This window comes from Candidatus Pelagibacter sp. PS_23 (assembly GCF_059417905.1).
The window spans coordinates 790,327-802,739 of sequence record NZ_CM182071.1 but is presented as its reverse complement, the minus strand read 5'-3'; the positions used below and the strand labels follow the sequence as shown (position 1 = coordinate 802,739).

14 protein-coding genes are annotated in these 12,413 nt (G+C 29.6%); 6 read left to right on the top strand and 8 right to left on the bottom strand.

Going from position 1 to position 12,413, the window contains the following annotated elements; translation table 11 throughout:
• Together AC5SLY_RS04370 and AC5SLY_RS04365 are read left to right on the top strand one after the other, a co-directional pair.
• Window positions 1–2,997 carry a sarcosine oxidase subunit alpha family protein gene (locus tag AC5SLY_RS04370; protein ID WP_006998000.1) on the top strand — a complete coding sequence of 999 codons (2,997 nt, stop codon included), beginning with the start codon at window positions 1–3 and terminating at the stop codon, window positions 2,995–2,997.
• Window positions 2,994–3,581: a sarcosine oxidase subunit gamma family protein gene (locus AC5SLY_RS04365; RefSeq protein WP_018414298.1), complete on the top strand. Its 588-nt coding sequence runs from the start codon at window positions 2,994–2,996 to the stop codon at window positions 3,579–3,581. Before AC5SLY_RS04370 ends, AC5SLY_RS04365 begins: the two co-directional genes overlap by 4 nt.
• Window positions 3,582–3,585: 4 nt before the next feature.
• On the opposite strand, the gene AC5SLY_RS04360 is transcribed toward AC5SLY_RS04365, so the two are convergent.
• Complete coding sequence (locus tag AC5SLY_RS04360) at window positions 3,586–4,437, bottom strand: DMT family transporter (RefSeq protein WP_026225083.1); 852 nt, start codon at window positions 4,435–4,437, stop codon at window positions 3,586–3,588.
• 109 nt (window positions 4,438–4,546) lie between these two features.
• Here AC5SLY_RS04360 and AC5SLY_RS04355 point away from each other — a divergent pair, with 109 nt between their 5' ends.
• Window positions 4,547–4,858, top strand: coding sequence for a hypothetical protein (locus tag AC5SLY_RS04355; protein ID WP_018414296.1), 312 nt, complete (start codon window positions 4,547–4,549; stop codon window positions 4,856–4,858).
• Here AC5SLY_RS04355 and AC5SLY_RS04350 read toward each other — a convergent pair.
• From AC5SLY_RS04350 to AC5SLY_RS04340, 3 genes are read right to left on the bottom strand one after another with little or no spacing between them, the layout of a single operon-like run.
• Window positions 4,848–5,252: a hypothetical protein gene (locus AC5SLY_RS04350; protein ID WP_494587159.1), complete on the bottom strand. Its 405-nt coding sequence runs from the start codon at window positions 5,250–5,252 to the stop codon at window positions 4,848–4,850. The two genes, AC5SLY_RS04355 and AC5SLY_RS04350, sit on opposite strands and share 11 nt — an antisense overlap.
• A gap of 39 nt (window positions 5,253–5,291) precedes the next feature.
• Window positions 5,292–6,038 (bottom strand): aspartate/glutamate racemase family protein, encoded by a 747-nt coding sequence (locus AC5SLY_RS04345; RefSeq protein WP_006998005.1) that lies wholly within the window; start codon window positions 6,036–6,038, stop codon window positions 5,292–5,294.
• Window positions 6,039–6,075: 37 nt separating this feature from the next.
• Complete coding sequence (locus AC5SLY_RS04340; RefSeq protein ID WP_006998006.1) at window positions 6,076–6,423, bottom strand: cupin domain-containing protein; 348 nt, start codon at window positions 6,421–6,423, stop codon at window positions 6,076–6,078.
• Between the two features lie 59 nt (window positions 6,424–6,482).
• On the opposite strand from AC5SLY_RS04340, the gene AC5SLY_RS04335 reads away from it, so the two are divergent.
• The gene (locus AC5SLY_RS04335; RefSeq protein ID WP_006998007.1) at window positions 6,483–7,241 is read left to right on the top strand and encodes an alpha/beta fold hydrolase; all 759 of its coding nucleotides are present in this window, start codon (window positions 6,483–6,485) and stop codon (window positions 7,239–7,241) included.
• A gap of 81 nt (window positions 7,242–7,322) precedes the next feature.
• Here AC5SLY_RS04335 and AC5SLY_RS04330 read toward each other — a convergent pair whose 3' ends face one another.
• From AC5SLY_RS04330 to purE, 4 genes are all read right to left on the bottom strand, one after another.
• Window positions 7,323–7,529, bottom strand: a complete 207-nt coding sequence (locus AC5SLY_RS04330) for a cold-shock protein (protein ID WP_006998008.1) — start codon at window positions 7,527–7,529, stop codon at window positions 7,323–7,325.
• 118 nt (window positions 7,530–7,647) lie between these two features.
• Complete coding sequence (locus AC5SLY_RS04325; RefSeq protein WP_018414294.1) at window positions 7,648–8,115, bottom strand: GNAT family N-acetyltransferase; 468 nt, start codon at window positions 8,113–8,115, stop codon at window positions 7,648–7,650.
• An 11-nt stretch (window positions 8,116–8,126) separates the two neighbouring features.
• Window positions 8,127–9,173: a 5-(carboxyamino)imidazole ribonucleotide synthase gene (locus tag AC5SLY_RS04320; RefSeq protein WP_006998010.1), complete on the bottom strand. Its 1,047-nt coding sequence runs from the start codon at window positions 9,171–9,173 to the stop codon at window positions 8,127–8,129.
• Between the two features lie 9 nt (window positions 9,174–9,182).
• The gene (purE, locus tag AC5SLY_RS04315; RefSeq protein ID WP_006998011.1) at window positions 9,183–9,674 is read right to left on the bottom strand and encodes a 5-(carboxyamino)imidazole ribonucleotide mutase; all 492 of its coding nucleotides are present in this window, start codon (window positions 9,672–9,674) and stop codon (window positions 9,183–9,185) included.
• 114 nt (window positions 9,675–9,788) lie between these two features.
• On the opposite strand from purE, the gene AC5SLY_RS04310 reads away from it, so the two are divergent.
• Window positions 9,789–10,760: a membrane dipeptidase gene (locus AC5SLY_RS04310; protein WP_006998012.1), complete on the top strand. Its 972-nt coding sequence runs from the start codon at window positions 9,789–9,791 to the stop codon at window positions 10,758–10,760.
• Window positions 10,757–12,409, top strand: a complete 1,653-nt coding sequence (locus AC5SLY_RS04305; RefSeq protein WP_494598611.1) for a hypothetical protein — start codon at window positions 10,757–10,759, stop codon at window positions 12,407–12,409. Before AC5SLY_RS04310 ends, AC5SLY_RS04305 begins: the two co-directional genes overlap by 4 nt.
• Window positions 12,410–12,413 lie beyond the last annotated feature (4 nt).

The following is a 12,413-nucleotide window of genomic DNA, read 5'->3' as shown; positions in this document are numbered from 1 at the left end:
ATGACACAAAATTATAGATTAGATAATGTTGGATTAATAAATAGAGATAAAAAAATCTCATTTAAGTTTAATGGAGTAACTTACTTTGGTTACGAGGGAGATACCTTAGCTTCAGCATTACTGGCTAATGGAGTTCATTTAATAGGAAGAAGCTTTAAATATCATAGACCCAGAGGTTTTTTTGGTGCAGGTGTAGATGAGCCATACGCAATTGTTCAATTATACAGAAATAATGAAACTGAACCGAATGTAAAAGCTACAGAACAAGAGCTCTTTGAAGGTTTGGAAGCAACAAGTGTAAATTGTTGGCCAAGTGTTAATTTTGATATTGGTGCTATCAACAATTTGTTAAAAATATTTCTTCCAGCAGGATTTTATTACAAAACGTTTATGTGGCCAAAAAGTTTTTGGTACAAAGTTTATGAGCCATTTATAAGAAAAGCAGCAGGACTTGGGGTTGCATCAATTGAACATGACAAGGAAAGATACGAACATAAATATGAGTATTGTGATTTGTTAATTGCAGGTTCAGGACCCTCTGGTTTAGCAAGTGCATATGCTGCTGCTAAAAATGGAGCAAGAGTAATTTTAGCAGAAGACAAGCCTAGATTTGGTGGAACTTTATTAACTAGCGAGGTTAATATTGGAAATCAAACAGGAAAAGAATGGGCTGAAAATATTATTTCTGAACTTAAAGAAATGCCTAATGTTATTGTTAAAAATAGATCTCAAGTATTTGGTTACTATGATCACAATATGTTAGTGATGTCAGAAAAATTAAGTGATCACTTACCTAAAACTAAAAAATATAATCCAAAACAAAGACTTTGGTATATTAGAGCAAAAGAAGTTTTAATTTCATCAGGATCAATTGAAAGACCTTTAGTATTTGGAAATAATGATACACCAGGTGTGATGCTGTCTTCTGCAGCAAAAGAATATTTAAAAGTTTATGGAGTGTTAGTTGGTAAAAAACCTTTAATATTTACCAATAATGATAGCGGATATGAAACGGCTATAGAGTTTAAAAAAAATGGTGTTGATCCAATTATTTTAGATACAAGAAAAGAACCAAAGTCAGAAATTATAGATGAAGCAAAAAAACTAGATATTGAAATTAAATTTTCTTACGTAGTAGTTGCTGCTAAAGGGTATAAAAAAGTTAAATCAGCTGAAGTTGCTAAAATTTCTGATGATAAAAACGAACTAGGAACTTTAGAAAATATTAATTGTGATTGTATTTGTGTTTCAGGCTTTTGGACACCAACAATACATTTAGCTTCTCAATCAGGAAATAAAACTACTTTTAATAAGGATATAGATGCATTTGTACCTGGATTATCAAAACAAAATGAAACAACTTTAGGCGCTGCTAATGGAACTTTTACATTAGAAGAAACTTTAAAAAGTTCATTTGAAACTGGATATGAACTTTCAAAAAAAATTACTAATAATGATAACAAAACATCATCACCAACAGTTATGGAAAAAAAATCTACCACCCATGATAAATTTTGGTGTGTGCCTTTGCCTAAAGGAAAAACATATAAAAGATTTTTAGATTTTCAAAACGATGTAGCTGTTTCAGATGTAGAAATTGCACTAAAAGAAGGGTATCGATCCATAGAACATGTAAAAAGATACACGACACTAGGAATGGCCACAGACCAAGGAAAAACAAGTAATCTCAACGGTTTGCAGCTAGTTTCAAATATTGAAAATAAAATAGTGCCAGAAGTAGGTCATACAACTTTTAGGCCTCCATATACACCAGTTACTATTGGTGCAATTGTTGGAAGAGAAGTTGGCAAACATTCAAAACCAACAAGAAAATCACCAATGCACACTTGGCATGAAAAAAATAATGCTGTGTTTGTAGATGCAGGTGTTTGGTTGAGACCAAGATATTATAAAATTGGAGAAGAAACTTTATTTGAAGGTTCAAAAAGAGAAGCTAAAAACGTTAGAACAAATGTAGGTGTTTGTGACGTAACTACTTTAGGTAAAATTGACATTAAAGGACCTGATGCAGCAGAGCTACTAAATAGAGTTTACACTAATGCTTGGTTAAAACTGCCAGTCGGTAAAGCAAGGTATGGTGTAATGTTAAGAGAAGATGGAATTGTTATGGATGATGGAACAACAACAAGAATTTCTGAAAACCATTATCATATGACAACAACAACAGCACAAGCAGCGAATGTTTTATCTCATCTTGAATATTATCTACAACTTGTATGGCCAGAACTAAATGTAAATGTGGTTTCAACTACAGAGCAATGGGCAGGAGCTGCAATTGCTGGGCCAAAATCTAGAGACTTATTACAAAAATTATTTCCAAATATTGATGCTTCAAATGAAGGATTACCTTTTATGGGATATTTAGAAGCAGATTTATTTGGAGTTCACGCACGAATTTTTAGAATCTCATTTTCAGGAGAGCTTGCTTATGAAGTTAATGTCGAATCTGATAATGGAAACTTTATGTGGGAGAAGATAATGGAAGTAGGACAAGAATTTAAAATTCAACCTTATGGCACTGAAGCATTATCAACTCTAAGAATTGAAATGGGTCACATTGCAGGATCAGAACTTGATGGCAGAACCATTCCTTATGATAACTCTTTAGAAGGACTGGTTAGTAAAAAGAAAGATTTTATAGGGAAACGCTCATTAGAAAGAGAAGCATTTATAGCTGAAGATAGACAAAAAGTAGTAGGGGTTGTTCCAATTGATAAGAAAACAAGTATCCCGGAAGGGTCTCATTTAGTTAAAGATGCAATGGCTCCAACACCAAATCCTAAATTAGGATATATTTCAGCATCTTGTTGGAGTGTTGAATACGATAATCCATTTTCACTAGCAATTCTTAAGGATGGAAAAAATATGATAGGGAAAAAACTATTTGCAATGTCTCCTTTAAAAAATAAAACAATACCAGTTGAGATTGTTTCATCGCATTATGTTGATCCAAAAGGTGAAAGAGTAAGATCATGACTTCAATTTCTGCTTTAAAGAATATTCATATCAAAGGTTTATTTGGTGATCATGAAGGAAAAAATGATAAAGAGCTGTTAAAAATAAGCGAATTAAGCGACTATCTAATCATTCAAATTGTTAAGTATAATAGTTCAGCAATAACTATTGAAAATATTAAGTTAGATGATTTGAACTTAAAAAATGAAACTCAAAATATAAGCTGTAACACCAATACAAGAATTTTATGGAATGGACCAAATAACTGGCTTTTAGTTTCTTCAAAGAAAGAAATTTTAAAAGAAATTAATGAAAAATTACCAGAAACAGATTTCGCCATAACAAATATATCTCATAGCAGAGCGATAATTCAAATAGAGGGAAAAAATACAAAAGAGATATTAAAAAAAGGATGTCCTTTTAATTTTAATGAATTGAAAAAAAATACTTGTTTAAATTCAATTTATAACGGAATGTCAGTTACAATTGATATGCTAGATGACAATCCAGATAAAGTTAGAATATTTACATTAAGAAGTTTTGGAGAATCTTTTTATCATTCAATTACTGATGCTTGCTTAGAATTTGGTTATAAAGGAATTTAAAAATTTATTGCTTTCTTGTTGCAATATAAACACCAAAAGTTGCCACAGCAAAACCAACTAAATCTAGATTATTCAATTTTTCATTCAAAAATATCCAGGCCATTATTGCAGTAGTAGGGGGTATTAAAAAAAATATAGAAACAGTTTTACTTGCTGAGTTGTTCTTAATTAAAAACATTAAGATTGTGAAAGCTCCAAAAGATACAAGGAATATCTGATGACTCATTGCTATTAAGAATGTGGATGTAAAATTAATATAAGGTTCACTAAAAATTAAAATAATTATTATATGAAAAGAACAGCCACCTATTGCTTGATACATATTACTTACAGACAAAGGTAAATCATTACTTATTTTCTTTTGCCATAAAGTTGATGTTGTAATAGCTAGAAGAGCAACAAAAGAAGCTATCACTCCCAAAACAGGAAGGCTTGATCCAATATCGAAACCTAAAACTAAAGTAGCACCAATAAATCCAAGGATCACTCCAATCCATTGTTTGAAAGTAACTTTTTCACCTAAAATTTTTCCTGCTAAAGCATTAGTTAAAATAGGCTGCAAAGTTACAATTAATGCAGCAATACCTGTAGGCATTCCTATTGAAACTGAATAAAAAACACCCCCCAAATAAATACCATGAAAAAGTACTCCACTAAAAAGTGACTGCAGAAGGTTTCTTAAATTTGTCAAAATTTTTTGTTTTGTATAAATTGAAAAAATATAGAAACCAAAAGCTACAACAAAAAATCTAAAGGCTAATGCAGCAAAAGGATCACTATTGTCTATTATTGGTTTTGTTGTCACAAAAGCTGAGGACCACAAAATGATAAAAATAAATGGAAAAATTTTAACCATACCGAAGTTATAGGTCATATTTTATATCAATATTAGAGATTAATATCCAAAATGAACACTTTCTCTCTTGAGTTGTACTTATAAATACTTAGGATTAGGTAGGAGTATAATGATTTTAAATAAAATAATTGCTGGATTATTTTTGTTATTTTTTCTTAATGGTTGTGTGCAAAGTGCAGCTTTATTAGGACCTGCCTATACATTAGCTAGTTCTGGTAATATCTATCAAGCTGGCCTTTCATATGGTTCTAATCAAGCAGTTAAAAAAATTACTGGTAAGTCTCCTACTGAAAATATTCAAAATCTTGTAGACAATAAAAAGAAAAAAATTAAGGAAGAAGAAAAACAGGAAGAGTTTTTTGCTTTAGTAAAAAGTAGAATAGAAAAAACAAGTAAAATTATTCAAATAGCTAATCAGTAATACCTAATAAAAGCTGTTCAGATTGCCCAGTTTCTTTACACCACAGCTCATAGCTTTCACACATACGCCATAAGAATTGGTGTGCTCTATCAGAAGCTTCGATGAGAGTATTATTTTCAGTTTCGTAAAGTTTAGGAATTTTAATTAAATTTTTAACAGTCATATCTCTTTGAATTTCTAGAAGTTTAATAGTTTCATCTGGTATTTTATTCCTAGTATCTTTGTCTAGATATTCATTTTTTTTTAATTCATCAAACCATTCATCATGTAATGCACCAGTACTTAATTTTATAAATTCATTAGTTTCCATGAATTTATTAATAGCTTGTTTTACATCAAGCTCCGGATCTTTATTTTTTTCAATAGAAACGTAGGAGTAAATAATTTCAGCCATATATATAACATATGGTTTTTTGACTTTTATATTCATCATCTATTTTTTATATTTTGCCATACAGGAGTTGGCTAATATTAAATTAGGATCAAGGTACAATTTTGAAACTTTAGCATTTTGTAAAGATTTATATGCAAAAATTGCAATAGGTATCTCAGTGCAGCCAAGTATTATTTTTTTACATTTTTGTTTGATTAAATATTTAATTGCAGGCTTAATAGTTTTTTCTGCTAGTTTTATATTGCCCATTTTTACATGTTTGATTGTTTTGTTTACTGAACTTGTTTGTAAATTACTTAAAGGTTTAATCAATACATAATCCTTTTTAAAAATTTTATCATAAATCTCAGTTTTTAAAGTTCCCTCTGTTGCAAGAAGTCCAATTTTAGAATTTTTTTTACAACTTTTTTTTGTTTGTATAAAAACTTCTTTAGGCATGTTAATGATCGGTATCTTGATTTTTTTCTTTAAATCTTCATACCAATAGTGTGCAGTGTTACAGGGTATAACAATAAATTTGCACCCACTTTTTTCTAATGATTTACATCCATCTAACAAACTTTTTAAAACTCTATTATATTTTTTTGTATTTTTTGAGTTTCTTGGAATTGTAGATAATGATTTAGTTTGAACACCAATAGATTCTGGTCTTCCAGGAATATTTGATTTGTTATAAAGCATGAATAAAGGGTATTCTTGATCACTTTTTCCTCTATTTAACATTGCGAGTTTATTGCAAAAATCAAGTCCCGCTTGAGTTCCCATTCCGCCTAAAATTCCAATCATAAATATATATTTTCTATTAAATTTATTTAATAATTCCTTAAAGAGGTTTGTTGATACCTCTCATAAAAACTAAAATTAAGCAACCATCTTTAGTAAAGGATGAGTGTGTAGAGCCTGGTTCAAAAGTAACAAAATCACCTTTTTTAAAAACTTTATTATCTGGATCAGTTAATTCACCTTCTAACATCAAAAATTCCTCAAAGCCTGTATGCACATGGGGCAAACTTTTAGCATTTGGTTCCATCTTTAAAAGATAAGTTCCATTACCACCATTTTCTTTATTATAGCTAATTTTATGCCAACTCATTCCAGGCACAACAACCCCATAATTATCAAATGGAGTGAATTCAACATCATAAAGGTCAGTTATTTTTCTATTTGTCATACTTGTTAGTTACTTATTATTAAATTGTTATATTCGATGATTATTAATAAAATATAAATATGCAAGATATATTTATTGAAGATATGGGAAGTGGCACTCCACTAGTGTTAGTGCATGGTTTTTTAGGATCATCTGAGATGTGGACTTTGCAAACTGACTTTTTTAAAAAGAATTTTAGAGTTTTGGCACCAGCATTACCCGGTTTTGGAAAAAGTAATAAAGTTAACTCATATAATTCAATTGAAGGTATGGCTAAATCTATATTGACAAGTTTAGAAAAAAAGAAAATAGAACGTTTTTATTTATTAGGTCACTCAATGGGTGGCATGATTGTGCAAGAAATGGCAAAGTTAGCAGGTGAAAAAATATTAAAGTTAATTTGTTATGGCACAGGACCAAGAGGAAATATACCTGGCAGGTTTGAAACCATAGATGCTTCCAGAGACAAACTAAAAACTAATGGACTGGATAATACAGCTTATAGAATTGCAAAAACATGGTTCATTGAAGAGGATAAATCTAAATATTTTTATTTATGTGAAGAAGCGGGTAAACAAACTTCTTTAGAGGCTGCGGACAATGCTCTTGTTGCTATGAAAAATTGGAGTGGTATTGAAAATTTAAAAAATATTAAGAACGAAACTTTGATAATTTGGGGAGATCAAGACAAAGCCTATAACTTCAACCAAGTAGAAACTTTAAAAGAAAATATTATAAATAGTGATCTTAGAATAGTTAATGGCTGCTCTCACAATGTTCATTTAGAGAAGCCAGATGAATTTAATACAATAGTGAGTGAATTTCTTAAAAAAAACTGATTGGTATTGGCTGAAATATTTAGCTAAATAATTAAAAAATTAATTTAATTAAAAAATCGCAGCCAATAGAAAGTGTGAATATTATGCAGTTTTTAAATTTACCGCTGAAGGACCTTTTGGACCATCTTCAACTTCAAAAGTCAAAGCTTGACCTTCATCTAAACCGTTCATACCAGCATCTCTAACAGCTGAAACGTGAACGAATACATCTTTTTCTTTATCTTCTCTTTCAATAAAACCAAAACCTTTAGTTGGATTGAACCATTTTACTTTTCCTTGTAGACTCATATTTATCTTCTTACTTTTTATTGTGTTACTTTTATTACTTATAATTAAGTAATTCACGCTTTGTTTAGATTTATTGAGGTTTTGTCAACTAAATTTAAAAGAATAAATAATTAAAGACTTATTTGTTGCTTATTAGCATGGTCATATAAATAGAGTTGATATCTTTTTTATAATGAGAGAAGGGCTCGCAGGGCTCAAAACCACACTTACTAAATAGTTTTCTGGCATTTAAAAAGAACTCACCAGCACCTGTTTCTAAACTTAATCTTTTAATATTAAGTTTTTTTGCCTCATTAATTAGATGATTTATGACTTTTGTACCATTTCCTTTACCTCTAAAGTTGTCACTAACCCTTATAGATTTGAATTCACCATGTTCATTATCTAGGAATTTTAATGCGCCACTTCCCATTAGGTTATTTTCTTCCCACAGGCTCCAAAATTTAATAGTTGGATCTTTTAATCCAGCTATATCAAGTACGTGAGCACTACCTTCAGGTGACACAGATCTTAACTCAATGAAATGCTTTATAAGTAGCTCATGAACTTCTGGATTATCAAAATTTCCTTCGATTGATTTTAGCATATGAGTAATATCTACTTAAGAAGAGTTGTTAGGTGCCCCATTTTTCTTTTTGGTTTAATTTCTTTTTTAAGATAATCAAAGAAAAATTCATTTTCATTGTGTTCTTTATTTCTGTAATTAGTAATTTGATCTCCAATTATATTTGTCATCATTGCATTGGATATTTTTTTAAGAGGTATTTGCTCTAGTTTACAAACTGCTCTTACATGATTTTCAAATTGACTTACATTATACGCATTAATTGTTAGATGCCCTGAGTTATGAACTCTTGGTGCAATTTCATTTACATAAAGGTTATCATTCCTGTCAATGAAAAACTCAACACACAAAGTTCCAACATATTTTAATTCTTCTGCAATTGTTGTAGCCCATAGTTTTGATTGTTCTAATATTTTATCACTAATCTCTGCTGGAATTTTAGAATTTCTTAAGATTTGATCTTCATGTTCATTTTCAATGGGTTCATAAATTTCATATTTTTGAATACCAAACCTAGTAATGATTATTGAAATTTCTTTTTTTAATTTTACTAATTTTTCTAAAATATAACCTTTTGAATAATCAACATCAATTGAGTCTAAATTTTCTAAACTGTTAATAGGGTGTTGACCTTTGCCATCATATCCTAATGTAGTAGTTTTGAGTATACCAGGTAATAAATCTTCAACAGAATCTATTTCAGATTTTTTTTCAATAGATACATATCTTGTAGTTCTTATATTTAGATTATTGATAAAATCTTTTTCTGCTAATCTATGCTGAATTATTCTATTTACAGAAGGTTTTGGTAAAACAGGTTTTATTTTATTAATTTCATTTAATGTTTCATAGGGAATATTTTCAAATTCATAAGTTACAACATCAACTTTACTCAAAAACTCATTAATCTTGTTTTTATCATTATATTCACCTTGTACAAAATCATTAGAAAAATTTTGGGCAGGAGCATCAATATCATTGCAAAAAATAACTGTTTTAATTTCAAGTTTATTTGCAGCAATAGCAAGCATACTACCTAACTGACCTCCCCCTATAATTCCAAGAATTGGTTTAGACATATTTTACAACTATTTGGGTTTTTTTTTAACAGATTTGCTTTGATTTAAACGAAACTGATTTAATTTTCTCTTAACAGTTAAATCACTAAGACCAATAATAGATGCAGCTAATAAGGCAGCATTAATTGCACCATCTTCTCCAATTGCTAATGTTCCAACAGGTATTCCTTTTGGCATTTGTGCAATGGATAGAAGACTATCAAGACCTTTCAGCTTTTTACTTTCAATTGGAACACCTAGTACCGGTAGAGAAGTAAGGGCTGAAATCATTCCTGGTAAATGTGCAGATCCACCAGCTCCAGCAATAATTACTGCAATACCATTTTTTTCAGCATTAATAGCAAATTCATACATTCTTTTAGGGGTTCTATGAGCTGATATTATTTTTGTTTCAAATTTTATGTTTAATTTTTTAAGAATATTTTGACAAAATGTCATGGTTTTGTAGTCAGATTGACTACCCATAACAATTGATACTTTGTTTAATTTATTTTTAGCCATTTGTTGTAATTTTATTCTAACGTAAATTGTTATTTCAAATTAAGCCTAAAATTTCAATAAAATTAATAGAATTTATCTATCTTATTGGTATTCTTTAAAACAAAGAAGATCACAATGAATTTTAAAATTGATAATTTACAATATTGTAACTGGTCTAGAGAAATTTTTCAGATCAATAAACAAGCAGGACTGGATGCAATCCATGTAACTATTGTTTACCACGAAGATTTTGATGAGCTAAAAACGGTATTAAAAAATTGGGAAAATCACTTTTCAGAAAATTCCGACTTAATTTTTCACGGTAAAAGTTTTAAAGATATTGAAAAAGCTAAATCTGAAAATAAAACTGCAGTTTTTTTTGGTTTTCAAAATTGTTCACCTATAGAAGATGATATTGGATTGGTTGAAAAAGTTTATGATTTAGGATGTAGGTTTATGCAGCTTACTTATAATAATCAGTCCTTACTAGCGACGGGATGTTATGAAGCAATAGATAGTGGGGTTACTAATTTTGGTAAAGAGGTAATTAAAGAGATGAATAGATTAGGTCTTGTAATAGACATGTCTCATTCAGCAGAAAAAAGTACAATTGATGCAATTGAGATAAGTGAAAAACCAATTGCAATAACTCATGCAAATCCATCATTTTGGCACCCAGCTAAGAGAAACAAATCAAACGAACTATTAAAAATTTTATCCAAACACAAAGGAATGTTGGGTCTATCTTTATATCCTCATCATTTAAAAGATGGAACAGATTGTTCTTTGGAAAGCTTTTGTGAAATGACAGCTAAGACTGCTGAGATTATGGGAGTTGAAAAAATTGGAATAGGTTCAGATCTTTGTTTAAACCAACCAGATACTATTGTTGAGTGGATGAGAAATGGTACTTGGACTAAAAGCAAAAATTATGGAGAAGGGTCTAAAAACAAACCTGGTTTTCCAAAACAACCTGATTGGTTTAAAGATGCAAGAGGATTTGAAAACTTAGAGATAGGACTTAAAAAAGTTGGTTTTTCAGAAAGTGAAGTAAATGGAATTCTTGGAAACAACTGGTACAATTTTTACAAAGAAATGAATCAATGAATATTTCTTTAAGAGATCCCAATGTAGTAATGAAGCTATCAAGACTTGGGTCTTTTCATCAATCTAAACTTTCATTTTTAAGAAGTTTTTTAAAAGAGTTTAAGGATTGGGATTACAAAAGAGATTTATTTGAATTAAACGAACATGGTTATGGTACTGCAGTTTATTCATTTAAGAAAAAAAATAGAGTGTATTCATTAATTTGTTTTGCAAATGAATTAGATGATAATGAAAGATCAGATAGAGTTATAGCTACCAAATGGGATGCAGCCTTCACACTTTTTGATGGTGTTCCAAAAAAACAAGATATTGAAAGATTAAAAAACGAAGTACCAAAACAAGAATTTGGCAGACTTTCTTATAAAGAGTTAACTCTTTCAAGAGCTAATAAATCAGTAAGAGTTTTCAATCATGTGGTTGAATGTTTAAGCGAAGGTAAGCAGCCTGATAATGATTTGTTAACTAGTGTTGGTTATTTATATAGAACCACAGCAGTTTATGGGTCAGGTAAATTTGGCTTAGCAGACAGATTTAGAATTAAAGACCGAGAAGAAATATATGGTCCATTTAGATTGGAAATGATGTTGGTTTATCTGGTAAGACAATTTACTTTTGATCAAGTTAATCACGTTGCAAAAAGTAAGAATCCAAAAAAAGCTGTAAATCTTGATATAAATATTTGTAAAGGTTTAGGAATAGGAAATTCTACAGGTCTTGGAATGGCTCCATTTATTGTTAATCATCCAACTCTTTTAAATAACTGGATTTCAGCAAGAGAAATTTCTTTAAAAAAAATAAGAGAGATAAAAACAATATCAGAGAAAGATAAAAACTTATTTTTAAAATGTTTAAAAAAATCAATAAAGAATATCACTTCTTGGAATACTGAAAGTAAATATCAAATAAATAAGATTAAATCTTTATTGAAAGATCTTAATGAATTTATTGTCTATCTAGATAATGAATTTGATTTTGAGCAAGATTATGCCTTTAACGAATTATATCTGTATTTAGAAAAAAAATATTGTGAAGAATGCATTGAATATGTCGTCTCAATGATGATGGAACCTTATGATGATATAACGTCCCCGTTAATTAAAGAAATGAGCTCTGAAGAAGAAAAATATTTCAATATTCCAACTGAGCGAACGGTAGAAGACTTAAAGCTAATTTTAGAAAAAAAATATCCAGATATCTTAACAATAGATTTTACCAAAGATGAAAATAATTTAAATTTTTGGTTTATCTCAAAAAATAAAGAGGAACCAAGACTAGCAAATAGATTTGATGAAGTGGGTGCTGAGTTAGAGCAACCCTTAGCAATTGCAAGAGATATTAAAAAACTTTATGAATCGTTAACGGTTGCTAAAAATAGTTGGACTATTGCTAAATTTTTATCAACCAATAATGAGTTAAGACACGTTGTAAGAAGAGCATTTATAGTAGAGAAATTTCCTTATTCTGAAATACAAGACAATACTATTGGCCAAGAAATAATGCCTATTGATATGTTGAGACTAAAATTATCTTTTTTTGGAGCATTAAAATTTGATCCACGTTCTGATAAGTGGCTAAGAATATGTATGTTTCAAGGAGCACCCCTACCAGAGCAATTAAAAAACTATGATGAACATTGGGTTTATAATTAATCAT

Bases quoted from the DNA above. Each gene is read 5' to 3' on its own strand.
- AC5SLY_RS04365 (WP_018414298.1), top strand. From the start codon at position 2,994: ATGACTTCAATTTCTGCTTTAAAGAATATTCATATCAAAGGTTTATTT.
- AC5SLY_RS04320 (WP_006998010.1), bottom strand. From the start codon at position 9,173: ATGTCTAAACCAATTCTTGGAATTATAGGGGGAGGTCAGTTAGGTAGT.
- AC5SLY_RS04310 (WP_006998012.1), top strand. From the start codon at position 9,789: ATGAATTTTAAAATTGATAATTTACAATATTGTAACTGGTCTAGAGAA.
- AC5SLY_RS04350 (WP_494587159.1), bottom strand. From the start codon at position 5,252: ATGGCTGAAATTATTTACTCCTACGTTTCTATTGAAAAAAATAAAGAT.
- AC5SLY_RS04355 (WP_018414296.1), top strand. From the start codon at position 4,547: ATGATTTTAAATAAAATAATTGCTGGATTATTTTTGTTATTTTTTCTT.
- AC5SLY_RS04345 (WP_006998005.1), bottom strand. From the start codon at position 6,038: ATGATTGGAATTTTAGGCGGAATGGGAACTCAAGCGGGACTTGATTTT.
- AC5SLY_RS04330 (WP_006998008.1), bottom strand. From the start codon at position 7,529: ATGAGTCTACAAGGAAAAGTAAAATGGTTCAATCCAACTAAAGGTTTT.
- AC5SLY_RS04305 (WP_494598611.1), top strand. From the start codon at position 10,757: ATGAATATTTCTTTAAGAGATCCCAATGTAGTAATGAAGCTATCAAGA.
- AC5SLY_RS04370 (WP_006998000.1), top strand. From the start codon at position 1: ATGACACAAAATTATAGATTAGATAATGTTGGATTAATAAATAGAGAT.
- AC5SLY_RS04325 (WP_018414294.1), bottom strand. From the start codon at position 8,115: ATGCTAAAATCAATCGAAGGAAATTTTGATAATCCAGAAGTTCATGAG.
- AC5SLY_RS04360 (WP_026225083.1), bottom strand. From the start codon at position 4,437: ATGGTTAAAATTTTTCCATTTATTTTTATCATTTTGTGGTCCTCAGCT.
- AC5SLY_RS04335 (WP_006998007.1), top strand. From the start codon at position 6,483: ATGCAAGATATATTTATTGAAGATATGGGAAGTGGCACTCCACTAGTG.
- purE (WP_006998011.1), bottom strand. From the start codon at position 9,674: ATGGCTAAAAATAAATTAAACAAAGTATCAATTGTTATGGGTAGTCAA.
- AC5SLY_RS04340 (WP_006998006.1), bottom strand. From the start codon at position 6,423: ATGACAAATAGAAAAATAACTGACCTTTATGATGTTGAATTCACTCCA.